This window comes from Butyrivibrio sp. MB2005 (genome assembly GCF_000424285.1).
Classification (GTDB): domain Bacteria; phylum Bacillota; class Clostridia; order Lachnospirales; family Lachnospiraceae; genus Butyrivibrio.
Genome location: NZ_AUJP01000009.1, coordinates 50,262 through 75,282, shown reverse-complemented (window position 1 = coordinate 75,282; position 25,021 = coordinate 50,262). Strand labels below are relative to the sequence as shown.

Here is a 25,021-nt window from a genome sequence, read left to right as displayed (position 1 = left end):
ACAATAGGCAAAAGCCTATGTCGTTTACTATAAGTAAGAAAGTGTTAGTAAAATGACAGATTTTATTGCAATTGTAATTATCGTAATGATTCTTGGACTTGCTATCAGATATATTTATAAGGAAAAGAAGAAAGGTGTACACTGCATCGGGTGTCCATCAGCGGGAGCTTGCCACAAGGCTGCCTGTTCATGCAAAAACAAATAATGTAATAAAGCCCGTTCAAGAGCGGGCTTTATTGTTGGGGGACGGTTAGTGACAGCTAACGGAGAACAAGATTATGAGCAACGAACAGATCATCACAGCATTGAAAAGTAGCGGAATGCGCATAACAAAACAAAGAAGACTGGTAGCAGATGTAATTGCAGAAAATGATGGGTCCTCATGTAAGGATATTTGCTGTAATGTCAAAAAGAAAGATGATTCAATAGGTACTGCCACAGTCTACCGAATGATCAGAGTCCTGGAGGAAATTGGCGTGATAGACAGGATTGACATAGTCAAACTTAAATGAGGTAGATTAATAATATATGACAAATGCGATTGTTATTATAATTTTAATGATAGTGATCATAATGGCCACAAAAGGAGCAGCAAAGCATTTCATGGGACAGGGAAGCTGCTGCGGGGGTGGATCATCTACAGTTAGGGAGCCGGACAAGAAGCTTTCCGGTCCTGTGGTTAAGACCAGGGTCTTTAAGATTGACGGGATGCACTGCGAGAACTGCAGTAATCGTGTGAAAAGAGCTATCAACAGAATTGACGGAGTATCAGCTAAGCTGAATTTACGGAAGAAGGAAGCTGTGGTTGAGTATGATAGGGAAGTGGATGACGCCACGATTACAAGGGCTATAGAGACTTTGGATTACAAAGTCATATCTGTGATAAAGAAATAAATAAAGAAAACCTCGTAGTTGCCAAACAGCTACGAGGTTTTTTGGGTCAATCATCCAATAGATTTGTCATGCTCTTCATGCTGAGAGCTATGGTAGAAGCGTTGTGAAGGAATGCGGTTGTCGTCGGTGTGAAGATCCCCAACATTCCCATGATTATCAGGAAGGAATTAAACCCGATAATGGAATTGTAGTTCAGGTTAATCCTTCGCATCAGCTCTGTACTGAGACTTCTAAGCGTTAAAAGAGCTCCGAGATCATCAGAGGAGATGGTTATGTCTGCAATCTCTCTTGCTATGGAAGCTCCGGTACTTACCGCGATTCCGGCATCGGCTTCGGAGAGAGCAGGTGAGTCATTTATACCATCACCTATCATGATTACTTTTCTGCCGGCTTCATGTTCTTTTCTTATGAATTCAGCCTTGTCTTCAGGAAGAACTTCAGAGAAGTATCTGGTTACGCCGGTCTTTTCTGCAACTGACCTGGCAGTTCTGTCACTGTCTCCGGTCATCATAACTACATTTTCAAAACCAACCTCTTTCAATTTCCTTATTACAGAAGGAGCCTCATCTCTAAGTGGATCTTCGATAAGTATTACTGCAGCGAGCTCTTCGCCGATAGACATATACAGGTGCGAATACTCAGATGGAAGAGAATCGAAGCATTTAATGTAAAGAAATAATTTAAACTAAATCCAAATGGGCTTGTAGATGAATCTTCTGCAAGCCCTTAAATTTTGTAGATTTTGTGAACTTCAATTTTTTTGGAATCATTTTAGGTTCATTTTAGTTTTCTAATCCATAATCTCCACTAAAGCAAAGCATTGCGGATGCGATTTTCAAAGGAAATATCAAGGAGATTTTATAATGAAAAGAAATGAACTTAGAAAAGTATTATCAATAGCAGCTATCACAGTGATGTGTGTAACCTTTACCGCATGTGGTACAAATACAGGAACAGTAAGCGGAGAATCTACGATTATTACTGAGGATGCTGCGCCTGAGGACAGCACAGTTTCTGCAGATGCGACAAATGAAGAGGCATCTGCTGATAAACCTGAAGGTGAAATGCCGGAAGGAGAGACTCCTCCGGAAAAACCTGATGGAGAAGCTCCTGACGGACAGGCCCCGAATGGAGCACCTGGTGAAAAACCTGACGGCGAAGCACCCGGAAATCCTCCTGAAGGAGGCGGATTTGGCGGTGGAAGCAGTAGCGCAGATATAGAGTATAAAGCCGCTGATGAGATAGTAGCTGCCGATTCGCAGGATGGAAAAACCTATGATAGCAGTGTTGCAGATGAGAGCGCACTTATGATAAGCACTTCAGAAGAGGTATCTATCTCAAATGCTAATGTTACAAAGACAGGCGACTCAGATGGTGGAGATAACTGCAATTTTTATGGGCTTAATGCTGCAGTTTTTGTGAAAGATGGCTCTACAACTACTATTACTGATAGCACGATTACTTCCGATGCTGACGGAGCAAACGGGGTTTTTTCCTACGGTGGTAACGGTGGAAAAAACGGAGCAGATGGTGATGGAACAAAGGTAATCATCTCTGATACAACTATTACCACCACAGGCGATGGGTCTGGTGGAATCATGACAACAGGTGGTGGTATCACAGAGGCATCAAATCTTACCATTGAGACTAGCGGAAGATCTTCAGCTGCCATAAGAACTGACCGTGGTGGCGGTACAGTTACAGTCGACGGTGGCAGCTATACAACAAATGGACTTGGATCACCTGCGATTTATTCAACCGCAGATATTACAGTTTCTAACGCAACACTCACTTCAAATTTGTCAGAAGGTGTATGTATTGAAGGAATTAATTCCATTATATTAAATGACTGCGACATGACGGCAAACAATACAGATACCAACGGTAATGCCACCTTTTATGACACTATCATGATCTATCAGTCTATGTCCGGAGATGCGGACAGTGGAACTTCCACATTTACAATGAATGGTGGAACGCTGACGAGCAAAAATGGTCATGTTTTTCATGTGACAAACACACAGGCTGTGATCAATCTCGATAATGTAAAGATTGTTAATGAGGATTCAGCGAATGTTCTTCTCTCCGTTTGTGCTGATGGATGGAAGGGAGACAGTAACGTTGCTACAGTAAATGCAAGCAATCAGACACTTGATGGAACAATTCTCGTAGGAAGTGATTCTGAGCTTACTTTAAACCTTACTGATGGTTCAGATTTTACAGGTGCAATTGATGGTAATATCACAAATGCCAAGGGTGAGAGCGTTTCTACAGAAGTAGGAACAGTTTCAGTATCTATCGATAAAAGCAGTACATGGACACTTACTGCAGACACATATATCACATCTTTTGATGGAGATATGTCCAGCGTGAATACAAATGGATATACACTTTATGTAAATGGCGAAGCTATGAACTAAACAGAACTGTCCCAGGGGGACGGGATATGGAGTCAAAATAAACGACTCTGTACCCGCCCCCTGGTCCAATTATTTAGCTTTTCTGGGTTCGCATTTGCTTTCACTGGAGACAGCGCCAGTAAAATTATAGAAAAAACTAATAGAAAACTTACATTTTTAAATTTCTTCATTTCTAAAACCTCTCAATTCATGCAGTCCAATCAACAACACAAATCATATATTAAACACGCCGTATCAAATGAGATGCAATATATGAATGCTTGACATTTTATCTTACTTCTTGTCGTTTGAAAATATTTTAATTTTCATAGTAAAAGCTACTATGACTGAGAATTTTTTTCATTACTTTTGTGACAGAGTGGATTAGATAGCCTTCAATGAAAATATCTAATTTACTTTGGCAATTTAAGGGCAAGCGCTTCAAGCAATGAACAACAAATAGAAACAAAAACAAATGAATATTATGTTTTCAAAACCGGTTAAGAAGCATAATACAGACATAAGGAAACACAAACAACCAATCAACCAGACAATAAACAATTTTAGGAGGAAATACCATGAGATTTAACGACGTTCAGGATACAAGAAAAGCAGAAGTAAAAAAAGAGCAGAGAAATGCAGCAGTTCAGAAGATGTATTCACAGTTTATAGAGAGTCTTTTCTGCATAACAATGTGCAACAGAAAAGCTATCATGGCATTTGGAGCTACATTCACAATCTGATACAATTAAATAAAAATTGTCTACTAAGGAGTGGGTGGATGCAGGATAAAGTGGTAAAACAGATGGAAGCGGCGCTTTCTGATTATCTGTTCAAGCAGAGAGAAGAGGAATTTGTCCATGCGACACTGAGTCAGGAAATGTCCGGATTTGATTTCGTAAAAAACGGTGATATATCCGGCTTAAAAAGGTTCCTAGTAAAGCATAGAAAGGCAAAATTTCCAAAGCTTTCACAGTCTCCTGTACTACAGGAAAGATACCTTTTTGTATCAGTAATAACCACATGCTGCAGAGTCTGCATCGAGAGCGGCATGCCATCCGATGAATCCTATGGATTATCTGACTTATATATTCTGAAGATGGACAAATTAAACTCGGCTGATGAAATAAAGGCTCTGTATGAGGAGATGATGCTGGATTATGCAGTAAGAATGAAGGCATATCATGAAAAGTCGACTGATTATTCGCCCAGAATCCTTCTATGCATGGAATACATCGAAAACCACATGCATGACAGAATAACCGTACAGACACTTGCAGATGAGCTTGAAATGAATGCATCATGGCTGTCTACTGTCTTTGCTAAGGAAGTTGGAGTCTCGGTATCAGACTATATCAGGCAGAAAAAGATCTCCGCTGCGAAATTTCTTCTTTCATACAATGAATACAGCTGTACTGACATTGCAGAATATTTAGGTTTTGCCGGGGAGAGCCATTTTTCTACTCTTTTCAAAAAATATGAAGGAGTCACGCCTAAGGAATACAGAAAGAAAACCTATAACAAAACATTTACAAATTTGGCATAAGCAAGCGGTATTTGTCAGTGTTTTTCCCAAGCCTTAAGTATATCTAATGCCATTTTCAAATCTACAAGTGCGTCTTTTCTGTCGTAGGTAAAGTTTTCCGGGACAGAATCGAACAATTCAATGTTTTCAAGCTGTCCCAAAATGAAATTCTTTTTTCTGTATACCATATCTTCTCCCATCTCCAGTTTATGAGGCTCATTTTAAAACGCATAGGTCTGTTTTATTATGATTACTTCCCGCCGATTTTCCCAAACAGCATATCAGCTGTCTTTTCAAGCTTCATCCTCTCCTTGGTATCATCGTAGGATGTTTCTTTGTCATCAATTCCCTTAACCACATCTATTGAGAAAAGCCCATCCCTGTTGCAATAGAAAAAGATTTTGCGGACGCCGTTTATCTTGAATCTGGCATCTGCGCTTCCTTCAGGATAGAGCTTTACCATCTGAATTCGATCCGGGGAAGATGATGCAATAAAGGATATGTAGTGATCCTTGGTCATTTCGTGGTCGATTCTGACATAATACTCATCTTCAACACGCTCAACGAAGATCATGTGGTTTTCATCGGTCTGCTCCGGCTCTGCGGGGAGGAGCTGCACGCCGTGGCACTGAATTACTGCCTCGCCCATGCTGTGAATTGCATTTCCGCAAACGGGACAAACATAGAATTTTGAACGCATCATGTTTGCGGATACATTTTCGTTTTTGATCTTGTTGCCGGAAATCAGCTCTGTCACTGAAATTCTGAAGGCGTCCGCAATTGGCTCAAGGAGGGTTATGTCAGGATAACCTTTTCCCGTTTCCCATTTTGAAACTGTTTTATCGGTTACGCCAAGAAGCTCAGCAAGCTGGAGCTGTGTCATTTTCTTTTGTTCGCGCATTTCCTTAATTACTGCGCCTGTTACATATTGATTCATGGTCTATACCTCCATAAGTTCATTATCATTAAAGCTCTTATAGAAATATTAACGTAGCAAGCATACCATAACCACCTACGGAAAGTAGAGTTATTTTCTAATTCTTTTAACAATTAATGCGAGAATTTGGTAGAATATTCTGTGGCGATGGGAGAGTATTTGTTGGATTAAGGGGAAAATCATGAGTTATATAGAAGTTAACAACCTACAAAAGAGCTTTGTTGTTAAGAAGAAACGTGAAAAAGGAAGGCTTTTAAGGGAAAAAGATACGGTCAACGCCCTTAAAGGCATTTCTTTTTCTGTTGATAAGGGAGAACTTGTAGGATACATAGGTCCCAATGTCATTTAGATAGCAAAAATCATAATAACAGTATATTATTATAGGCATGATAAATCCAAACAAAATATATCCAGTTCTCGGGTTTACGGTCAAAAATCTTATTTTTGAAAAAGGCAAACAGGCAGTCTGGCGAGGCTGCCTACCAACAGGGTATTCTGTTTTTGTTGATTTATCTGTATGCTAATGGTACAGCTGACTGGCGACGTATGATTCTTTTGAATTTATGTCCCGGTCGGACTGGCACCAAGAATCTGTTGATTAGCATCTCAAGATCTTTTACTTTTTCCATAAGATAAAGCCTTACAAACTTTTGCATCTGAGTGTGATTAAAGCTGTATTTACGAGCTGTATTCGTGGGTTCCTTTTGAGTTATTGCTTTTGGCTCAGCGGTTTATACAGTGGGGCTTGAGGTATTCGAGAGAGTTCCCTTTGAGCTTAACACAGAGCATTTTCTTGCGGTTGCATTCGGAGGAGCGCTGCTTGGTCTTGGACTTGCGCTTATCCTGAGAGTGGGCGGATGTATTGACGGATCTGAGATACTTGCCAATATAATCGTTGACTATCTTTCGGAAAAAACTGGTAAGAATTACAGTCTTACTTATATTCTGCTGACTTTCAATGCATGTGTATATATAACGGCATTTTTTGTGATAAATCAGAATGCGGCTCTTTTGAGTCTGTTGGTATATGTGGTTGCCACTTCAATCATCACCAATGTCACAGATCATTTTGATGCCATCAAGCAGGTTACCATCATAACCAAGAATCCTGACAACATCATTAAGGAAATAAAGCATGAACTCAACAAGACCTGTACTCTTATGAATTCCTACGGAATGATTGCAGGAGAGAACAAGACTCTTATCTGCTATGTGAGCTACTTTGAGCTTCAGAAAATGAAGGAAATCATCTCACGAAACAAGGGCAGCTTCAGTACGGTTTCTACTGTAGATGAGATTTTGAGATAGTAAGCCCGTTTTAATATTTTTGATTGAAATCGGCACTGGTGATACAGTAAAGATTAAGAAATTTAAATAAAGGTTCACATAGCGGGAAGAGCCGCTATGTGAACCTTTTACTATCCACCGATTATTATGTTACTTACCTTTAAATTCTATTATGCGTTTGATTATTTCATACAGTCTGCGCTGATCGGATGCCTGTTCCTGCTCTATCAGCAAGTATGATTTGACCGCGAAATTCTCCGGATCGCCATCGACAATTTCAAGATCTTTAAGAAAATCAGATACGGATAAATCCATTCCTTTTGTTATTTTATACAGTGAGTCGATGGTAGGTTTTTTTTCCCCTCTTTCGAGCTGACCGATATATGACGGGTGAAGTCCACTCTTTTCGGCTAGCTTTTCCTGACTTAATTTACGTTCCCTTCTATGATGACGAATTCTGCTACCTATTTCAGCAGTGATATCCATAAAGCACCTCCTTAAGAAGTAAGATAAGTGGATAGTAAAAATCAGAATACTATCCAAAATCTCCTTTTCCATAAGATAAACACTATAGATTGTGAATGGTCAGAACAACTCACCAATGTAGAATAATTGGATAAATCTATACTATAGATTATAAAAAAGCCATAATCATCAACCTGGAGTTGATTCTATAGAGTACCTGTTTTCATAGATTGCAGCTTGAAAGTTGTCATCACGAGCCGACATTATTGACGGTTATTCGGTATAAATATATACTATAGATACTATTTAGTAGTAAATATATGCTATAGGATGCGGTGAATCATTATATGAAAAAAGCTCTGATCGTATCAAGCACAGGTGGATTTTTGTCTCAGTTTTTGGAGAACGATGTAAAGGTATTGCAGGAAAAAGGATATGAAATCCATTATGCGTCTGATTTCAAAAATCCTGTTTATGAATATGATCCTGAATTTCTGAAAGGCGAAGGGATTGCTCTTTGGCCAATCACTCTACATAAGAAACCCTGGCATATAATTACAAATGCTAAAGGGTTGAGGCAACTAATCAAAATAATCAAGGATGAGGATATTGATCTCATTCATTGCCATAATCCTGTTGGAGGTATGCTTGGAAGACTGGCGGGCTTTCTGTCAGGAAGAAATCCTTATGTGATTTATACAGCTCATGGCTTTCATTTCTTCAAAGGTGCTCCGCTTTCATATTGGTTAATATTCTATCCGGTAGAACGGTTTCTTGCTCATTTCACTGATATGATAATTACCATTAATCGCGAAGACTATGACAGGGCTTCGCGATTCCATTTGAAAAAAGGTGGAAGCGTGGAGCTTCTACATGGAGTCGGCCTTAACACAGATAGATTTCATCCCAGGGAAAGCATAAGGGACGAGGTCAGGGAGGAACTTGGTATACCGAATAAGGGGTTCCATATAGTGACCGCTGCGGAATTAAATACCAATAAGAATCAGATTGTCATATTGGAAGCGTTAAACAGATTGCGAGATAAGGATATATACTATAGCATCTGTGGCCGAGGGGGTAACAAAGCATTCTTGGAGAAATTTATTGATGAGAACAAATTGTCTTCGAATGTAAAGTTATTGGGATACAGAACGGATATGGAGCGAGTGTTGCAATCTGCTGATGTATTTGCATTTCCATCCAAAAGAGAAGGATTTGGAATGGCGGCAGTTGAAGCTCTTGGATGTGGAGTACCTGTCATAGCAGCGGATAACCGCGGCACCAGAGAATACATGAAAAATCATGAAAATGGTATAGTTTGCGCTTCGGATGACGTAGATGAATTTATGAAGGCTATTATTACGCTTAAAAATGCCAGCGCGTTGAGAAGGCAGTATTCAGATAATGCCTTGAGATTATCACGTGATTTTACAAAAGAAGCTGCTTATATGACTATGTGCAGGATATATAAAAAGATTGAAGATTAGTGTGGGGGCGTTATATGGAGACGGTGGAGTTGTCCGTCATAATGGGGGTATATAGTGACCAGAGTACGGCTGACCTTGACAGAGCTGTGAATTCTATACTGACACAGACATTTAGAGATTTTGAATTCATAATATATGATGATGGATCCTGTCCGGAATCATCCGGGTTCATAAAAGAGCTTAGTAAAAGGGATAAAAGGATAGTGATCATAGGCAGTGAAGAAAATAACGGACTGGCCTTTTCACTAAATAAATGTCTGGAGAAAGCAAGTGGCAAATTCATAGCCCGTATGGATGACGATGATATATCCATGCCTAAGAGATTCGAGAAACAGCTAACTTTTCTTAAGGAACATCCTGAATATGATTTCTGTGGATGTAATGCCAAAATATTCGATGAAAAAGGAGAGTGGGGAGTTACCACAAGGCCTGAGCATCCTACAGCAGAGGATTATCTTAGATATTCACCATTTATTCATCCCACGGTTATGTACAGAAGAGAAGCGCTGTATGAGAACGGGGGATATCTTGCCAGGAAAGAGACACTTAGGTGTGAAGATTATGAGATTTTCATGAGACTCTTCAGATTGGGACTAAAGGGCTGCAATATGCAGCAAGTTCTGTTCAAATATCATGTCGATAGAGAAACCTACCACACAAGGCACTTCAAATTCAGGGTATATGAAGCAAAAGTCAGATTTAAGAACTTCAAAGAGATGGGACTATTATTTCCGTTCGGATGGGCATATTGCCTTAGACCGATAATTGGAGCATTTATCCCGGTACGGCTTATAGAGTTTTTTAAAAACAGAAAGTCAAATGTCTGAACCATTTGATTACGGGAACTTATTCTCAGCGAGGTGTTTTGATGAGAAATAAATTGGATTACTACAAGATGGTAGTGTCTAAAAATCCTGCATATGAGAAGGCTCTGGTGAATACATTGGAAGAAATGAAGATGTTTTCTGCATCTTCAGATAATATATATTGTGCACCAATTCCGAAAAGTCTAAATGCAGAAACGGATATGGATCGGGTAGTATTTCACTATCTGCACACCTTTGCTCCAGTGCTTGTGGAATTTACGGAGTGGGTACTTAAAAGTGCTGAGGAAAAAGGAATTCGGAAACTGTATTTTCTGTCAAGGGATGCTTATCCTGTTTACCTTGTGGCGCGGTGTCTGACAAAAGAAAAAGTGGACTTCCCAGAACTACATTATCTAAGGGTATCCCGTTATGCATTAAGAATTCCTGAGATGTCAGTTAAGAAAAAGGAGTTTCCGGAGAAGCTCTTCCTTTCGGGAATAGATGTAACAATGAGGAAAATATTCAAGAGAGGAGGCCTGACAGATACAGAAGCAGAGATTGCAGCAAAAATAATAGGATATACAGACCCGCCGGACAAGATATTATTAAGGCCGGAAATACTAGCCTGGAAACAAGTGGCCTATGAACATATAGATGAACTGTGGGAACTCATACAGCGTCATGCTGAATCACTTCTACCGAAGGCTATGGGATATTTTGACCGTGAGGGAATGTTTGACGGATTACCGATGGCTATAGTAGACAGTGGCTGGGTGGGGACAACTCAACAGAGTATTCTTAACCTATTAAGGACCAGAAAGTCGGATATAGACCTATGCGGTTACTATTTTGGCTTATATGAGACACCCAAAAGTGCAAATCCGCAAAAGTATAATACCTTCTACTTTTCACCACGCAGGAATATCGGAAGAAAGGTGAATTTCAGTAACTGCCTATTCGAGGCTGTTAGTTCAGAAACTGCCGGAATGACTCTTGGATATGAGAAGTATGTCGATAGCAATTATGTGACAGATGATAGCAATGAAGTACTGGGGCGTGTAAGCCGCTTTTTTTATGAGCCCGTAATATCAGAGAGTGGGAACCTGAACAATGAGTTCCTTACCTGTGTAAACACTGCTCTTGAAGTATATGCCAAAAACTATAGAAGATTTATGAATTTGAATAATGGGGAATCTATATCCGAGGATATATTAGTCAAGCTTATGACATATCCTGATGAGTGGGAGGCGAAGACTTACGGTAATCTGCTGTTTTGCGATGATGTACTTGAAACTGATGCGCAGCATATAGCTGCGGATTTGTCATATGAGGACATATGCAATTTAAGACTTCTCAGAAAACTGTTTTTGTGGATCGGAATCAGGCTTAAGGACAGATTTAGAGTACCAAATAAAAATGATGGGGAAGCAAGCCGTGCAGCAACAGCACACACAGTTATCCATGAGAGCGGATGGATATACGCAAGCATAGTTAAATGCGGAAGAAATGTGGTATGGAGCCTGCTCTGCGCTAGATTTTATAATCTGCTTATGTATTTGAGGAAGAGAATAACAATTATGATACATCAATGGTATGATGCAATTATCAAGTGATATTTTCGCAGGAGAATTCTAAATAAATATCATGTCATCTATAAGGAACAATATTGATGATGTAAAAAATGACATTGCCACAATGATCGCAGGAGAAAGAGTAAAGTGTGATGCCAGGGAGTATGCAGTCACATCAAGAAATCTTAAGACAAGAGAAGAGATTCTATCTGCTATGGTAGTGTACGGTTTTTTGACAAGCTCTGAGGGATATGTTGAGATTCCAAACAGGGAGCTTATGGGCCAGTTTTCGGATATGCTGTACAAAGAGGAAGAATTGGGATATATTCATAGGCTTGCGAAAGAATCGGATAAAATATTGGCGGTAACTTTGGAGGGGGATTCACAAACTGTAGAATCTGTTTTGAAGTATGTGCATGATTCTGAATCACCGGCATTGCAATATAATAGCGAGAGTGAATTATCATCAATTGTGAATATTGCCTATTTATCGGCAAGGGACAGATATCAGGTTATTCGTGAAGATAAATCAGGTAAGGGATTTGTGGATTATATTTTCTATCCAAGGAGAACTTCTGACAGAGTCGGAATAATACTGGAGTTAAAGGTGGATTCTACTGCTGATGATGCGATTGGGCAAATTGAATCAAAAAAGTACATACAGAGATTCAAAGGAAAAATCGCTGAAGAAAAAATAGCAGATCAGGTGATTGAAGTTGGAATATCCTATAATAAAAAGACAAAGAAACATAGCTGTATCATTAAAAACATGTTGATTTAGCTATAGAAAGCATAATAAGGAAAAAGGCTGTAAAAGCAGCTCGAAATCGAGCTGCTTTACAGCCTTTTTCTCTTAATAAAACCATCCCTCCACCAATACCATGGCACGCAATATAAGTTTGACGATTCTATGGTATAGATATATACTGATACAAGTATTATAGTATTTAAAAATGTATATAATATACTATAGATATAATTTGCGAGGAATGTATGGAAGACATAAAGCAATACTGGTTTGTAATCCGGGAGCTTACGGGGAGAGAGATTAAAAGAAAATACGCAAGATCTTATCTGGGAATTCTGTGGAGTGTTCTTAGTCCACTTCTGTATATGCTGGTAATGACCTTGGTGTTCTCGACTATGTTCAAGAGAAAAATCCAAAATTTTCCTCTTTATTATCTTTCAGGATATCTGTTCTACAACATGTTTTGTCAGGTCAGCCAGAGTGTAATGACTGTCCTTGTTGATAACAGAAACCTCCTTCTTAGAGTAAAGGTTCCAAAGAATGTATTTGTACTTTCAAGATGTTATACAGCTTTAGTAAACTTCGGATTCAGCTTACTGGCATTCTTCCCGCTTTTGTTTTTATCGGGAGTAAAGCCAAGCATAACCATGCTGCTGTTTCCTATAGATATTATTCTGTGTATGCTTTTTGGCTTGGGAGTGGGATATATGCTCTCCATAGTATATGTATTCTTTGCTGATGTTAAGTATTTGTACACAGTTTTTCTTACTATGCTTATGTACTTATCGGCGATATTCTACCCGATTGAACAGGTGCCTACAGCTATGCAGGTAGTCATTTATAACAACCCTGTTTATGATTTCATGCTGTTTGCAAGAGACTGCATGGTTTATAACACATTTCCAAGTGCAGATATTTGGGCACGAATAATCATATGGGGAATAGCAAGCTACCTTCTGGGATATCTAATATTCCTTCGAAGAGAAAATGAAGTAATGCAGCATATTTGAGGGACTTTTGATGAGTGAAGATGCAGTCATAAAAATTAAAGACCTGACTATGGAGTACAAAATCAGTACAGCGAATGTCTCAGGACTTAAAGACTATCTTATAAGGAAAATAAAAAAGGAAATAAACTACAGAGATTTACTTGCTATCGACAACGTAAGCTTTGATGTACATAAAGGAGAGGTTGTCGGAATCATAGGAACCAATGGCTCAGGAAAAAGTACACTTTTAAAGCTTATAGCCGGGGCAATAAATCCAACAAGCGGAAAGATAGAAGTCGATAGAAAAAAAGTACAACTTTTGACGCTGGGCACCGGTTTTGATATGGAACTCACCGGAAGAGAAAATGTATACCTGAATGGATCAATAGTTGGTTATTCAAGGGAATTCCTTGATGAACACTACGATGAAATAGTAGAGTTTGCAGAACTTCAGGATTTCATGGAGGAAAAGGTAAAGAACTATTCTTCCGGTATGGTATCGCGACTTGGTTTTGCCATCGCAACTGCAGGAGACGCTGCTGAAATATTACTTCTTGACGAAGTCCTTTCAGTTGGGGATGAGTTCTTCAGACAAAAAAGTCTTAAGCGTATCAAAGAAATGATCCACGGCGGATCAACAGTACTTCTGGTGAGCCATGGAATGGGCACAATCCTGGACAACTGCGACAGGGCAGTCTGGATTGAAAAAGGTAAACTTCGCATGGACGGTGATGTTAAGACTGTGTGTGCGGAGTACAGGAAGTCTGGCGGGGAATAAACTGCCGGTTTATAAAATTATTGATACTTACATGCATCTGCATGATAAGCATATATGTTGTTTCAGAAAGTTTTAACATGAAGAAACAACCACACCGAACATTGACAATTTCATACTTTACATGAGGAGACTATTGTGATAACTAAGTAAATGATGCTGCAGACAGATGTATTCAAGAGAGAGTATTTAAATGTCTTTTAGAGACGAACCGAAACGAGGTGGTTGCAATGTTATTGTCAGAATATAATGAAGCACTTCATATACAAAATGAGAAGAATATCTCTTATGATGAAGGAAAAGCAGACGTTAATGCTTTAAATATGTGGCTAATAACTGCTAATCGAATGGATGACCTTAAGAAAGCAGCCGGAGATTCTGAGTTCCAGCAGAAGCTATTTGATGAATTCCTGACAGAAAAGAAATAGTCATAAATAAAAAGTGAATAATTGAAATAATAACTCCTGATGTAAGGTATGAAAATGCTTTATGTCGGGAGTTTTTTGATAATTGTGCAAAAAGAATATTGCGATATTGAATTTAGGAGCGCTTATGTTAATAGCTATACTGATTAGCTTTTACAATTTTGGGATAAACCAGAAATAATTGAAAAGGTGCTAGTGCGAAAATGGGTCGGTGATAAATTATCCAAAGTGATTGCAGCTATCACAGGACTCACATATTTCGATAAGTATCTTTTTGACTAATACAACGTTAGAACTCGTGTTGTATTACGCCGATTTTAATCAGTTAGAGACTCAAAATGTTGTAACAGCAGAGAATATCTGTGAGCATTATTACGCTATCTGAGATATATCATGCAAACATTTCAGTATTCTATTCAATAGAAGGCTTCCTTAATGATTATCCTAATCCTTTGGGTAATTAGGTAGGAGTGTTGCTCATTAAATATACTAGGGCAGGAGATATTTATGAAAGAAAAAATATATGGATTTTTAGTAAGAAAAAATGGAAGAGTATGGTATGAATACGAACGATATGTTAGAGAAAACACTAAAAATGGGAAAAGAAATCGCTTAAAGGGGTATTGGGTTTTGTTGAGGTTAAATTGGTTTTATCGAGTTAGAAAAAAACAGATACCCTTTTTGTACTGGGATGTTCCGATTGATCCTCAGTTAAATCCTGATCTGTATTTAAATAGAGAATTAAAAAATGACATAAATGAGGAAAAAACCACTGAAAAAAAGAAGAATATAGGAAATCCATGGAAATACCCAGAGATAGCAATAAAGAGACGTCCTTCAGTTGAGGAGTTCGTACAGAGACTAGAAAGATACGATATTATTTCTTTTGATGTATTTGACACATTGATATTTCGATATGTATCAAATCCAACTGATGTTTTTTCAATAGTCGGTAATCAACTCGGTATATATGATTATAAAAATAGTAGAGTTGAAGCTGAGAAATGTGCTAGACAGAAAACAGACAATGTATATGGCGAAATTACTCTTTCAGAAATATACGATATTCTTGAAAACAATATTGGCATAGACAAGACAAAAGCTATGGAACTAGAGTTAAGTGTCGAAGAAAAAGTCTGTTTTGCAAATCCATATATGTTAGAAGTAGTCAAGGAACTAGTCAGAAAAGGGAAACGATTGATAGCAACGTCTAATATGTATATGGATTCCATTCAAATAAAACATTTACTGGATATATGTGGCTATAAGGATATTAAAGAAGTGTTTTCGTCTTGCGAGTTTGGAGTGAGTAAAAATAAAGGATTATTGCAAAATGAAGTTTGGAGTGTTGTTGGTAGAAGTTATAGTGTTATTCATGTTGGTGATAATTATTTAGCCGATTATATAGGATCGCGAATTATAGGTTGGAAGGCTTTTTATTACGAAAATGTAAATGAGATTGGTAGGAATTATAGACCAGCAAAAATGTCCTCCTTGCTTTTTTCTGTATACAGTGGAATAGTCAATTCACATTTCCATAACGGAATAAATAATGAAGAAAATATGTATTATGAATTGGGATTTGGTTATTTAGGGTTATTAGTAGTCGGCTATTGTAAATGGATAAATGAATTTGCCAAAAAAAATAAATTGACTAAACTATTATTTTCTAGCCGAGATATGTGTTTAGTGTATGAAATGTATAAGAAATATTTTCAAGAGGTCGATTGTGACTATATTAAAATCTCACGATTTGCTTCTATTCGATTCTCATATAAAAGGTTTTCAGGCTATTTTATTGATTCGCATATTAAAGCAAGAGCACTCATAGCTAAAATTACAATAGGAGAAGTTCTAAAAGAACTAAATATCGAGTTTATGGCTGATTATTTACCAGACTATAAGTTATGCGTAGATGAAATTTTCTCGATGAAGAACTTTGATTCGTTAAAAGAATGTCTAAATGATAATAAACAGATAATGCTAAATAATTTTGAAGCAGAAAGGATAGCTAGTACGGAATACTATAAGCAATTTGTAAAAAAGGGGGACAGAGTAGGTATAGTTGATTTGGGATGGCAAGGGACTAATGCCCAATGCCTTAAATATTTACTAGAAGAGATGAATATGGATTTAACGGTAAAATCACTTCTTATGGTTTCGTATGGGACAAGAGATTTTGTATCAAATGCTTTTACTGATGAAATGGTAGATGCATACTGCTTTAGTCCGAGAAAGAACGAGCAACTTCTTGCTCAATTTTCGCCAACTAAGATGGGAAGGTTTATATGTGAATTGATATTCTCATCTAATGAGAAATCTCTAAAAATGATTAGCAAGAATAAAGAAGGAGATTTTGTTTTTTCCTATATTGAAAATGAAAAGAGAAATGAGAAAGAAATTGAAGATATATATAGGGGGGCAAGAGATTTTGTTGAAATCTGGGTGCAATCTAAAGTTTATATGAACAAAATAGAGGGGTTTGATGCAATTCTGCCATTGAATAAATTATCATACAGTGATATTTGCTATGAAATAATGGAAGGAAATGAAATTAATCCATGGATTGGGGAAACAAAAGCAGAAGCAGCATCAAATATCAGAAAAATAGTGAGGTAATAATGAAATGGGTAATAGGTTAATAGACTATTATAATGAATTATTATCTGAAGATAATATTCAGGATAATATAGTTTACATAGAGTCGCATGTAGGGAACGATTTGGCAGGTAATATGTATTATTTAGCCAGAGAGTTTTTGCTCCAGGATAAGCAATATATTATTGGTATAGCATCAAAAGGTGGGAACGTACCTAAGAATGTTAGATTACTAATAGATAAGTTTGGCGATAGCCGAATAAAACTTTTAGAGGTAAATTCAGTCAATCAAGTGACATATTTGGCTATAGCAAGATATTTATTTACAGATGTTCAGTTTAATTCTATTTATCGAAAGCGACATGGTCAAGTATGTGTTCAAACTTGGCATGGTACTCCATTAAAGAAACTTGGATATGATTTTTTTGATGATGTAGCATGGACTGGAGCTCAGAAAAAATCATTTATAGATAGTGATATTGTGCTATATCCCAATAAATACACTCAGAATAATATGAATAAATCATATAGGTTGGAGAGTTATGCTGGTAGGGATATTATTTTGGGTTATCCTCGTAATTCTATTTTTTTTGATAGCAAAAGTGAACATGATGTTAGGCTAAAAGAACGGTTAATAAACAAGAAAGTATTTGCATATATGCCCACATGGAGAGGCAATTTAGGCAATATTGTAGATAGTTATGAAATAATTAAGAAGATGTTGGATACAATAGATAATGCCTTAGATGATGGTTCAGTTATGTATGTTAATTTACATAGATTGATGAGGGAAAAACTTGATTTTACGCGTTATTATAGGGTCAAACCATTTCCAGACGATTATGAAACATATGAGTTTTTGAATTGTGTAGACTGTTTAATTACTGATTATTCTAGTGTGATGATAGATTTTCTATGTACGAGAAAAAAGATAATTTTATGGATGTATGATAAGGATGAGTATTTGAAAAGACAGGGGATGTATTTGGACATAGAATCCTTACCATTTGCAAAAGTGAAGACAATTGAAGAATTATTATATGAGATGGGGACAAAAAAAGAATATGATGATGCGAAAGTGTATAAACAATTTTGCAGCGAAGACGAGTTTGACACACCAAGAAAACTTTATCAAATGATAATTGATTTGCATTCAAATAAAAAAGGAAATCATTTATCAATTGAAAATGATAAAAAAAGGTATTTGTTCTATGGGGGTGACTTAAGTCCGAGTGATCATACTACAGATTTTATAGATTGGATAGATGCCATGCTTGAAGATAAGTCTAAGATTATATCTGTAGCATATAAAAACATAGATTTTATAAAAGAACCATTAAGGATTCAGGCTCTTGATAAAAAGGTTGATTTAATCTCACTTGATTATTATTGCAATGATATTTTATTTGATAGCAATAACTGTGAAGATACAAAAATGTGGCCAATTGCGTATCAAACACAATTTCACGGAATTAGATTTGAGAAAGTAATATGTTATATAAATCGATATGATGAGATGCTTAGGATTTTTACTGCTTCAAATAACGATGTTACATTTGTAATTGATGAAAGGAATATGGAGCATGAAGAAATACAAAAAATTAAATCTTTGGCATATGAATGCAAAGCATCAGTTGTAAATGATATTAATTCAGTGAAATATTCATAAAATAATATATACTAATATTTCTGGGGGAAAAATGAAGCGAGTAATCACATATGGAACTTTTGACTTATTACATTATGGTCATATTAATTTACTAAGAAGAGCAAAAGCATTGGGAGATTATCTTATTGTTGTTCTCTCATCAGATGAGTTTAATTGGAATGAAAAACACAAAAAAACATATTTTTCCTATGAACAGAGGAAAGTTTTATTAGAATCAATTCGTTACGTGGATTTAGTAATACCTGAGACTAATTGGCAACAGAAAAAATCAGATATGCATGAGTATCATATAGATACATTTGTTATGGGAAATGATTGGGAAGGTAAGTTTGATTTCTTAAAAGATGAAGGTGTAGAAGTGGTTTATTTAGAAAGGACCCCAGAAATATCTTCATCAAAAATAAAAACAGATATTTATGATGCTAATTTCTCTAACACAGGTACTGAGTTGACCCATGACAATATAAACACTAATCCGAATTAACATAATTACATTTATAATGGCAAGACGGTCAAATTGGTGTCCAAAGCTGAACCTTGTGACTATGATCTTTTGGTGACAGATTTTCTTAATGGATGTTAGATTTTTTTACCTGAATATACTTTCTTATATTCCTGATTTTGATGAGTTTCGATGCGGTATGAATGGATATCGAAATGTCGATTTTATGGATAAGGTACCAATAGATGAAGTATGTAAGGATTCTGATGCAATAGTCGATGCAATCGAAATATTTTTTAAAACAGGAAAAGGCATGGATTATAGCGTCAAGTTTTGGAGTAATGGAGATAAATCAGCTACTGATGTGATTTATGAGAAACTTATGGAGATGAACTAGGTTTGTGGTAAAACGCTAAGTATATCAGAAGTGTAGGGCAGGAATAGAGGAGATAATTTACTTGGATAAAATTCGTAAACGAATCTATGAAATAGTAGAAGTAGCGAATGAAGGTGATCAACTCAGCGATTGGTATGATGCATTCATGCTTTTTTTTATCATAATGAGTATCGCTCCTATGTTATTTAAGGAAAGCAGACCATTATTTGAAATTACAGATCGCATAGCAGCAATTGTTTTCATTGTTGATTATGCTCTGCGTTGGATGACAGCTGATTATAAGCTGGGTAAAAAGAGTATAACTTCTTTTGTTAAGTATCCATTCACGCCAATGGCGGTTATTGATTTGTTATCTATTCTTCCATTTATAACCTATGTTGATAGGAGCTTTCGTGTTCTGCGAATGTTCAGAATAATTAAACCACTGAGAATTTTCAGAGTTTTTCGTGTTGTTAGATATTCCGGAAGCATGGAGATTCTTGTGACTGTAATGAAGAATTCAAAGAAGGCACTTCTTGAAGTTGCCTCTCTTGCAATGGGGTATGTATTTGTATCAGCACTAGTGGTTTTTAGTGTAGAGCCAGATACTTTTAATTCCTTCTTTGATGCAATTTATTGGGCGACGGTGTCATTGACTACTGTGGGATATGGAGATTTATATCCTGTCACGACTGTTGGTAGGACAGTGGCTATGATTTCATCTGTATTTGGCATTGCGATTGTGGCCTTGCCCTCAGGTATTGTGACGGCGGGATATCTTAATACATTATCCAAAAGAAATACTGTGAATGGCAGGAATGACACTAAGCAATAAAATGTAAGACTGAGATTTCGATGGAAGGATTATTTGAGGTGAAGATGTAATTTGGAGGGGATGTGGAAACGATTTAACTCATTTTCTCCACAGCCCCCTTAAGTCATATGGTACATTTTCTATTTTTCCACTTCCCACCCGGAAAGCTTCCTTCTCTCCGAGTCAAATGACACACCTATTTTAAAAAGAGTTCTGTTGTCTGCCGTAAATGGAAGTGCATATTCTTTTGAATTGATCTGATCTAATGCAGCCTTGGCAGATTCATCCCTCTTGAATTCGAACAGATAAATGTAGTCAGAGGTTTGGACTCTGCAATCAATCCTGCCGGTATATGTGTGCATCTCGCACTGAACAAGCTTGCCAAGCAGAGTAAATACAAGGTAGATAACAGCCTGAAAATAATGCTCAAATGGGTCATTTTCCGTGGTATATGTAATGCCTGCAAACAGAGCGGTAAATACATCACGAATATTGTCCGTTTCTCCATTTTCGATGTAATCATCAAGGGTGAAGATATCAAGCCCATTCCCTGCAGTTGCCTTAGGGACGTAGGATGGTATAAGACTTTCCAGGAAACCGTATTTTACCTCTTCGTTTGGAAAACAGAGGGTATATCTTCTTCGCTTACTGTCAAACTCGGAAATTGTAAGGTAACCTGTCTGGTATAAAAGCGGAATCGGATCCGTCATATCTCCGGTGTAGTCCTTTAATGTTGATTCACTGGCGTAAATGGTTTTATTAGAAAATTTACGCACATCAAATTGACTGTTTCGCAGCTTCTTTATTAAAAAAGTAGGAGTTCCGGTCTCAAACCAATAAGTGCCAAAATCCTTAGTATAGAATGCGTTTAGAAGACTATAGGGATTATATACTCCTTCAGAATTTGGATAAAAATGATATCCATCATATTGCTTTTTTAATGTATGTAAACATTCTTCAACAGATATTTGATGATGCGTGGCGAGTGCTTCTATTTCAGCTGGAAAATATTCGTTTAATTCTTTGTCTGTGATTCCGCAAAGACCGGCAAAAGTCTCATTAAGTGAAATATCATTTAGGTGGTTAAGATCGCTAAAAATACTTACTTTATGAAATTTTGATACCCCTGTTATAAAAGTAAATTGAATATATTCGTCAAAACTCTTTAAAGTGCTGAAGAAGCCTTTAAATACACTCTTATTGTGATCGTGCAAATTTTCATTATCAATTACATCTAAAAGAGGTTTATCGTATTCATCAACAAGAATTACGCTATTAAGACCTGTTTCTCTTTTGGCAGAAATCAGCAGATTTTGAAATCTTCCGCTGAGCGTGGAGGAAGTCTGCTTGCAATTATAATCCGCCTCCCACCTATTAAGCTGGATATTCAAGGCTTCTTCAAGAGCACCTTCTTGCTGGTAATCAGCTCCATTAAAATCAAAATAGAAAACAGGATAGCTTTTCCATGCATCGGGATTATCTTTCTCAAGCCTCTCTATGGCAAGACCCTCAAAAAGCTCCTTTTTACCCATCCAGTATGCTTTCATGGCTGATAATAATAGACTTTTCCCAAATCTTCTTGGTCTGCATAAAAAATATGGGACATTGTTATGGACAAGCTCATAAATATATTTTGTTTTATCTACATACAAGAAATTATCCGATATAAGTTTTTCAAATCCTTGTATTCCGATAGGCAGTTTCCTGTTCATGTAAATATCCTCTGTTCTCAGCAAAAATGTTTTTGTCATCACCATTATAACATGCTTAAACTCAAACATTATCTGATAATTTCGGTGAATTTCACTTATTTCATACCCTGGTGACGAATTATAATAATCTTTAATCCATTGTATAGATAAATCTGATACAATACTATAGTACATATTGATGCATATATGCATACTATAAGTTTTGATTTGGGATTTAATCAATTATGAGAAGAGAACTCTACAATTTACTTGTTAACAAGGTGCCGGGAATAAAGCATCGTTATCATCGCTTTCATGATGGAACAACAGGAGCTATGAAGGTTTTATCATGGGGGTATTTATTGGTACTCAATATTGGGTACCATATTCTTTTCCTAAGATTTCTTGGAAAAACTCCTAAAATGCAAATATATGAAAAAAGAACTGTACCTGTGAAAATCAGTGAATCGGAACAGAACATTAGGACAAATAAGGATTTATCCGTAGACACATTTGTGGATACATTAAAGGATTATGATGTTATATCCTTTGATGTATTTGACACGCTTATTTTCAGGCCGCTGTCTCAGCCTACAGATGTGTTTTATTTTGTTGGTGAGCAGTTAGGGATGCTTGACTTTAAGAATATCCGCGTTTTGGCTGAATGGGATGCTCGTGTTAAGTGCAAGCGAAGGAATGGGCATATGGAGGTCACTTTCTCTGATATCTGGAATAATCTAGCTGCAGATACAGGATTGGACGCTAAGCGTGGAATGCAGATTGAGTGGAACGTAGAACGGACGATGTGTTATGCCAATCCATTCATGCTTGAAGTTTGGAATAAATTACGCTCCCTTGGAAAAGAAATGATTATAGTGTCGGATATGTATCTGTCACGTGATCAGATCGAAATTCTTTTGACTAAGAACGGATTTGAAGGTGCTTCAAAGATATATGTTTCTTGTGAGTATGGGATCAGCAAGTCGGATGGAAAATTATTTGACAAAGTGAAAAGAGAATTGTCTCCAATGAAGTTAATTATTCATGTGGGCGATAATCCGGTAAGTGATGTCAAGAATGCGAAGAGAGCAGGCTTTGATACATTGCACTATCCAAACATAAACAGGAATGAACTCTTGTATAGGGCGCAAGATATGTCATATATTGTTGGATCTGCCTATAGAGGTCTGGTAAATGCTCATATCTATAATGGGCTAAGGTCATACTCCATGGAGTATGAATATGGATATATATATGGAGGATTGTTCGCCATTGGTTATTGTAATTTCATTCATAACTATTACAAAAAAGAAAATTTAGATAAGCTTCTGTTTCTGTCCAGAGATGGAGATGTTCTGTTAAAAGCCTATAAACGTCTTTACCCTGATGACAATGCTGAGTATGCATACCTGTCACGAAAAGCTGTGACTAAGCTGGCATCAGGAATTGATAAGCATGATTATTTCCGCAGGTTTATCTATCATAAAATCAATCAGGATTTTACCATTGAGGAAATATTGCATTCTATGGAGCTTGATGAGCTTGCACTGAAACTTGAAGATTGGCAGAACTGCTCTCTTAACGGAAGGTTAAAAGAGGTAGGTGTTTTAAAGTCGTCAGCTCTAAAACAGCTGAAAGCAGACGACAAACTAACGGATAAAAACGCAGATCTCTTACGACGATTTATAGAGGCAAAATGGGATGAAATAACTAAAGAGTATAAAGGTCAGATTAGTGCAGCAGGTCGATACTATAGTGATATTCTGCAAGGCTGTACAAAAGCTGCGGTTGTTGATATCGGCTGGGCGGGTAGCGGAGCTATGGCTTTAAATCGTCTGGCATGTGAAGTTTGGAATATTGACTGCGATATCAGAGGGATTGTTGCCGGGACTAATACTGTTCATAATGCAGAGCCCGATGCAGCAGAGCAATTTCTGCAGTCAGGGAGAATGGTGTCATACATGTTCTCCCAGTCGCATAATCGCGATATTTTGAAAAAGCATGATCCCGATAAGGGCTATAACGTGTTCTGGGAGTTGCTGTTATCATCGGATACACCACAGTTTACAGGATTCTATGAAGGTGATGTGAGAGTGGGAACAGATGATATATACTATGGTGCACTTGATGTGACATTGAGATTTGGTAAGAGAGATGTTTCTCCTTATGGTGCAGCTGAGATTCAGAGAGGAATACTTGACTTTATAAGCAGTTACAGTGAGCATTTCAGTGAATATCCATATATGCTGGAAATAGGCGGCAGAGACGCCTATGCACCTCTTCTTGCAGTAGCAGGCAATAATGAAAAGTACCTTCATGAGATAGAAAAAAAATTCGAACTGGAGATTAATGTTATATGACACTATTGACATTAATTATTAATAAAACTATACTATAGTCATGTTTTAAAATATAAACAATACTAAACATAGCGAGGGAAAAAATTATGAAGAGAATGATAGCAGCCGCTCTTGCGGCAGTGCTGGTAGCTACTTCTGCTCCAGCAGTAAGCAATGCTCAGGGTGTAGTTGTTAAAGAAGTGATTGCATCTAACATTTCAGTTCAGGATCCATCAACACAGCAGGATTTTGAGAATGGTAAGGTAATCGAGATTACTGATTCCAGCGTTACTGAGAGTGTTAAGGATACTGAGAACGGTGTCGTTGTTACAGCTGTAAAGAGTAGCAATAAGAAAGTTAAGCTCAGTGGAACAGTTAATAACAAGAAGATTACTGAGATTAGCTCTTCTGCTTTCAAGAACTGCAAAAAGGCTGAGACAATCGATCTTACGGATGTAGAGCTTACAACTCTTAAGAAGAATCAGTTCAAGGGTGCTTCTAAGGCTAAGACAATCAAGATCAACGCTAAGAATCTTACAGCTAAGAAGATCAATGCTAAGGCCCTTAAGGGTTGCAAGGCTAAGAAGATCGTACTTACCTGCAAGTCTAAGTCAGCTTACAACAAGCTTGTTAAGCAGTTGAAGAAGTCAGCTCCTAAGGGAACAAAATTCTCGTTTAAAAAAGCAAAATAAATGAAGAGTTTCCTCATGGTAACAATAAGGCTGTAGTGCTATTTATATGGCGCGACAGCCTTATTCTATGTATATCTGCAGCAAAAGGTGAA

The 25,021-nt window shown here is 37.2% G+C and carries 26 protein-coding genes and 1 pseudogene; 22 read left to right on the top strand and 5 right to left on the bottom strand.

What is annotated here, in order from left to right:
• Positions 1–52: 52 nt before the first annotated feature.
• The 3 genes from G610_RS22970 (at position 53) to G610_RS0104980 (ending at position 894) form a co-directional block, all read left to right on the top strand.
• Positions 53–205, top strand: coding sequence for a FeoB-associated Cys-rich membrane protein (locus G610_RS22970; RefSeq protein ID WP_155830960.1), 153 nt, complete (start codon positions 53–55; stop codon positions 203–205).
• A 73-nt stretch (positions 206–278) separates the two neighbouring features.
• Positions 279–512 (top strand): Fur family transcriptional regulator, encoded by a 234-nt coding sequence (locus G610_RS0104985; protein WP_035793347.1) that lies wholly within the window; start codon positions 279–281, stop codon positions 510–512.
• Between the two features lie 16 nt (positions 513–528).
• A complete protein-coding gene (locus G610_RS0104980) occupies positions 529–894 on the top strand; it encodes a heavy-metal-associated domain-containing protein (RefSeq protein WP_026523905.1) in 366 nt (121 codons plus the stop codon).
• A 46-nt stretch (positions 895–940) separates the two neighbouring features.
• Here the strand turns inward: G610_RS0104980 and G610_RS0104975 are convergent.
• Positions 941–1,552: pseudogene (locus tag G610_RS0104975) on the bottom strand (HAD-IC family P-type ATPase); the annotation flags it as partial.
• 205 nt (positions 1,553–1,757) lie between these two features.
• On the opposite strand from G610_RS0104975, the gene G610_RS0104970 reads away from it, so the two are divergent.
• The 3 genes from G610_RS0104970 (at position 1,758) to G610_RS19770 (ending at position 4,839) form a co-directional block, all read left to right on the top strand.
• On the top strand, positions 1,758–3,314 hold the full coding sequence (locus tag G610_RS0104970) for a hypothetical protein (RefSeq protein WP_026523903.1): 1,557 nt from the start codon (positions 1,758–1,760) through the stop codon (positions 3,312–3,314).
• Between the two features lie 557 nt (positions 3,315–3,871).
• Positions 3,872–4,036, top strand: a complete 165-nt coding sequence (locus G610_RS22965) for a hypothetical protein (protein ID WP_155830959.1) — start codon at positions 3,872–3,874, stop codon at positions 4,034–4,036.
• Between the two features lie 38 nt (positions 4,037–4,074).
• Positions 4,075–4,839: a helix-turn-helix domain-containing protein gene (locus G610_RS19770; RefSeq protein WP_051197656.1), complete on the top strand. Its 765-nt coding sequence runs from the start codon at positions 4,075–4,077 to the stop codon at positions 4,837–4,839.
• A 14-nt stretch (positions 4,840–4,853) separates the two neighbouring features.
• Here the strand turns inward: G610_RS19770 and G610_RS22960 are convergent, their stop codons facing one another.
• Entirely contained in the window at positions 4,854–5,006 is a 153-nt protein-coding gene (locus G610_RS22960) for a hypothetical protein (protein ID WP_155830958.1), read from the bottom strand.
• A 62-nt stretch (positions 5,007–5,068) separates the two neighbouring features.
• Complete coding sequence (locus G610_RS19765) at positions 5,069–5,755, bottom strand: helix-turn-helix domain-containing protein (RefSeq protein WP_081667236.1); 687 nt, start codon at positions 5,753–5,755, stop codon at positions 5,069–5,071.
• A gap of 181 nt (positions 5,756–5,936) precedes the next feature.
• Here G610_RS19765 and G610_RS22955 point away from each other — a divergent pair, with 181 nt between their 5' ends.
• Together G610_RS22955 and G610_RS19760 are read left to right on the top strand one after the other, a co-directional pair.
• Positions 5,937–6,104: a hypothetical protein gene (locus G610_RS22955; protein WP_196809811.1), complete on the top strand. Its 168-nt coding sequence runs from the start codon at positions 5,937–5,939 to the stop codon at positions 6,102–6,104.
• 362 nt (positions 6,105–6,466) lie between these two features.
• Complete coding sequence (locus tag G610_RS19760; RefSeq protein WP_081667235.1) at positions 6,467–7,063, top strand: YitT family protein; 597 nt, start codon at positions 6,467–6,469, stop codon at positions 7,061–7,063.
• Positions 7,064–7,192: 129 nt separating this feature from the next.
• Here G610_RS19760 and G610_RS19755 read toward each other — a convergent pair whose 3' ends face one another.
• Positions 7,193–7,528, bottom strand: coding sequence for a helix-turn-helix domain-containing protein (locus tag G610_RS19755; protein ID WP_035796996.1), 336 nt, complete (start codon positions 7,526–7,528; stop codon positions 7,193–7,195).
• A 326-nt stretch (positions 7,529–7,854) separates the two neighbouring features.
• On the opposite strand from G610_RS19755, the gene G610_RS19750 reads away from it, so the two are divergent.
• From G610_RS19750 to G610_RS0104870, 12 genes are all read left to right on the top strand, one after another.
• A complete protein-coding gene (locus G610_RS19750; RefSeq protein ID WP_051197652.1) occupies positions 7,855–8,994 on the top strand; it encodes a glycosyltransferase family 4 protein in 1,140 nt (379 codons plus the stop codon).
• A 41-nt stretch (positions 8,995–9,035) separates the two neighbouring features.
• A complete protein-coding gene (locus G610_RS0104920; RefSeq protein ID WP_051197695.1) occupies positions 9,036–9,821 on the top strand; it encodes a glycosyltransferase in 786 nt (261 codons plus the stop codon).
• Between the two features lie 41 nt (positions 9,822–9,862).
• On the top strand, positions 9,863–11,413 hold the full coding sequence (locus G610_RS0104915; protein WP_026523901.1) for a hypothetical protein: 1,551 nt from the start codon (positions 9,863–9,865) through the stop codon (positions 11,411–11,413).
• 31 nt (positions 11,414–11,444) lie between these two features.
• Positions 11,445–12,152, top strand: coding sequence for a PD-(D/E)XK nuclease domain-containing protein (locus G610_RS19745; protein WP_051197650.1), 708 nt, complete (start codon positions 11,445–11,447; stop codon positions 12,150–12,152).
• A gap of 212 nt (positions 12,153–12,364) precedes the next feature.
• On the top strand, positions 12,365–13,129 hold the full coding sequence (locus G610_RS0104905; protein ID WP_035796992.1) for an ABC transporter permease: 765 nt from the start codon (positions 12,365–12,367) through the stop codon (positions 13,127–13,129).
• Between the two features lie 10 nt (positions 13,130–13,139).
• The gene (locus G610_RS0104900) at positions 13,140–13,886 is read left to right on the top strand and encodes an ABC transporter ATP-binding protein (protein ID WP_026523899.1); all 747 of its coding nucleotides are present in this window, start codon (positions 13,140–13,142) and stop codon (positions 13,884–13,886) included.
• Positions 13,887–14,113: 227 nt separating this feature from the next.
• Positions 14,114–14,311, top strand: coding sequence for a hypothetical protein (locus G610_RS0104895; protein ID WP_026523898.1), 198 nt, complete (start codon positions 14,114–14,116; stop codon positions 14,309–14,311).
• 504 nt (positions 14,312–14,815) lie between these two features.
• Entirely contained in the window at positions 14,816–16,927 is a 2,112-nt protein-coding gene (locus G610_RS0104890) for a hypothetical protein (RefSeq protein WP_026523897.1), read from the top strand.
• 7 nt (positions 16,928–16,934) lie between these two features.
• Positions 16,935–18,575, top strand: a complete 1,641-nt coding sequence (locus tag G610_RS0104885; RefSeq protein ID WP_026523896.1) for a CDP-glycerol glycerophosphotransferase family protein — start codon at positions 16,935–16,937, stop codon at positions 18,573–18,575.
• A 31-nt stretch (positions 18,576–18,606) separates the two neighbouring features.
• Entirely contained in the window at positions 18,607–19,059 is a 453-nt protein-coding gene (tagD, locus tag G610_RS0104880; RefSeq protein WP_026523895.1) for a glycerol-3-phosphate cytidylyltransferase, read from the top strand.
• Positions 19,060–19,216: 157 nt separating this feature from the next.
• Positions 19,217–19,414 carry a hypothetical protein gene (locus tag G610_RS0104875; RefSeq protein ID WP_155830957.1) on the top strand — a complete coding sequence of 66 codons (198 nt, stop codon included), beginning with the start codon at positions 19,217–19,219 and terminating at the stop codon, positions 19,412–19,414.
• Between the two features lie 61 nt (positions 19,415–19,475).
• Positions 19,476–20,228 carry an ion transporter gene (locus G610_RS0104870; protein WP_242829616.1) on the top strand — a complete coding sequence of 251 codons (753 nt, stop codon included), beginning with the start codon at positions 19,476–19,478 and terminating at the stop codon, positions 20,226–20,228.
• Positions 20,229–20,347: 119 nt separating this feature from the next.
• Here G610_RS0104870 and G610_RS0104865 read toward each other — a convergent pair whose 3' ends face one another.
• Entirely contained in the window at positions 20,348–22,093 is a 1,746-nt protein-coding gene (locus G610_RS0104865) for an ATP-binding protein (protein ID WP_196809810.1), read from the bottom strand.
• A 50-nt stretch (positions 22,094–22,143) separates the two neighbouring features.
• Here G610_RS0104865 and G610_RS21985 point away from each other — a divergent pair, with 50 nt between their 5' ends.
• The gene (locus tag G610_RS21985; RefSeq protein ID WP_081667229.1) at positions 22,144–24,258 is read left to right on the top strand and encodes an HAD family hydrolase; all 2,115 of its coding nucleotides are present in this window, start codon (positions 22,144–22,146) and stop codon (positions 24,256–24,258) included.
• A gap of 86 nt (positions 24,259–24,344) precedes the next feature.
• Positions 24,345–24,929, top strand: a complete 585-nt coding sequence (locus G610_RS0104855; RefSeq protein ID WP_026523891.1) for a leucine-rich repeat protein — start codon at positions 24,345–24,347, stop codon at positions 24,927–24,929.
• Positions 24,930–25,021 lie beyond the last annotated feature (92 nt).

What these genes read in the sequence shown, in the direction of transcription:
- G610_RS22965 (WP_155830959.1), top strand. Translation starts at nt 3,872, where the DNA reads ATGAGATTTAACGACGTTCAGGATACAAGAAAAGCAGAAGTAAAAAAA.
- G610_RS0104970 (WP_026523903.1), top strand. Translation starts at nt 1,758, where the DNA reads ATGAAAAGAAATGAACTTAGAAAAGTATTATCAATAGCAGCTATCACA.
- G610_RS21985 (WP_081667229.1), top strand. Translation starts at nt 22,144, where the DNA reads ATGAGAAGAGAACTCTACAATTTACTTGTTAACAAGGTGCCGGGAATA.
- G610_RS0104885 (WP_026523896.1), top strand. Translation starts at nt 16,935, where the DNA reads ATGGGTAATAGGTTAATAGACTATTATAATGAATTATTATCTGAAGAT.
- G610_RS0104985 (WP_035793347.1), top strand. Translation starts at nt 279, where the DNA reads ATGAGCAACGAACAGATCATCACAGCATTGAAAAGTAGCGGAATGCGC.
- G610_RS19755 (WP_035796996.1), bottom strand. Translation starts at nt 7,528, where the DNA reads ATGGATATCACTGCTGAAATAGGTAGCAGAATTCGTCATCATAGAAGG.
- G610_RS0104915 (WP_026523901.1), top strand. Translation starts at nt 9,863, where the DNA reads ATGAGAAATAAATTGGATTACTACAAGATGGTAGTGTCTAAAAATCCT.
- G610_RS22955 (WP_196809811.1), top strand. Translation starts at nt 5,937, where the DNA reads ATGAGTTATATAGAAGTTAACAACCTACAAAAGAGCTTTGTTGTTAAG.
- G610_RS0104865 (WP_196809810.1), bottom strand. Translation starts at nt 22,093, where the DNA reads ATGTACTATAGTATTGTATCAGATTTATCTATACAATGGATTAAAGAT.
- G610_RS0104920 (WP_051197695.1), top strand. Translation starts at nt 9,036, where the DNA reads ATGGGGGTATATAGTGACCAGAGTACGGCTGACCTTGACAGAGCTGTG.
- G610_RS0104980 (WP_026523905.1), top strand. Translation starts at nt 529, where the DNA reads ATGACAAATGCGATTGTTATTATAATTTTAATGATAGTGATCATAATG.
- G610_RS0104905 (WP_035796992.1), top strand. Translation starts at nt 12,365, where the DNA reads ATGGAAGACATAAAGCAATACTGGTTTGTAATCCGGGAGCTTACGGGG.
- G610_RS19750 (WP_051197652.1), top strand. Translation starts at nt 7,855, where the DNA reads ATGAAAAAAGCTCTGATCGTATCAAGCACAGGTGGATTTTTGTCTCAG.
- G610_RS0104895 (WP_026523898.1), top strand. Translation starts at nt 14,114, where the DNA reads ATGTTATTGTCAGAATATAATGAAGCACTTCATATACAAAATGAGAAG.
- G610_RS0104890 (WP_026523897.1), top strand. Translation starts at nt 14,816, where the DNA reads ATGAAAGAAAAAATATATGGATTTTTAGTAAGAAAAAATGGAAGAGTA.
- G610_RS19765 (WP_081667236.1), bottom strand. Translation starts at nt 5,755, where the DNA reads ATGAATCAATATGTAACAGGCGCAGTAATTAAGGAAATGCGCGAACAA.
- G610_RS0104900 (WP_026523899.1), top strand. Translation starts at nt 13,140, where the DNA reads ATGAGTGAAGATGCAGTCATAAAAATTAAAGACCTGACTATGGAGTAC.
- G610_RS19770 (WP_051197656.1), top strand. Translation starts at nt 4,075, where the DNA reads ATGCAGGATAAAGTGGTAAAACAGATGGAAGCGGCGCTTTCTGATTAT.
- G610_RS22960 (WP_155830958.1), bottom strand. Translation starts at nt 5,006, where the DNA reads ATGGTATACAGAAAAAAGAATTTCATTTTGGGACAGCTTGAAAACATT.
- tagD (WP_026523895.1), top strand. Translation starts at nt 18,607, where the DNA reads ATGAAGCGAGTAATCACATATGGAACTTTTGACTTATTACATTATGGT.
- G610_RS19745 (WP_051197650.1), top strand. Translation starts at nt 11,445, where the DNA reads ATGTCATCTATAAGGAACAATATTGATGATGTAAAAAATGACATTGCC.
- G610_RS22970 (WP_155830960.1), top strand. Translation starts at nt 53, where the DNA reads ATGACAGATTTTATTGCAATTGTAATTATCGTAATGATTCTTGGACTT.
- G610_RS0104855 (WP_026523891.1), top strand. Translation starts at nt 24,345, where the DNA reads ATGAAGAGAATGATAGCAGCCGCTCTTGCGGCAGTGCTGGTAGCTACT.
- G610_RS0104875 (WP_155830957.1), top strand. Translation starts at nt 19,217, where the DNA reads ATGAATGGATATCGAAATGTCGATTTTATGGATAAGGTACCAATAGAT.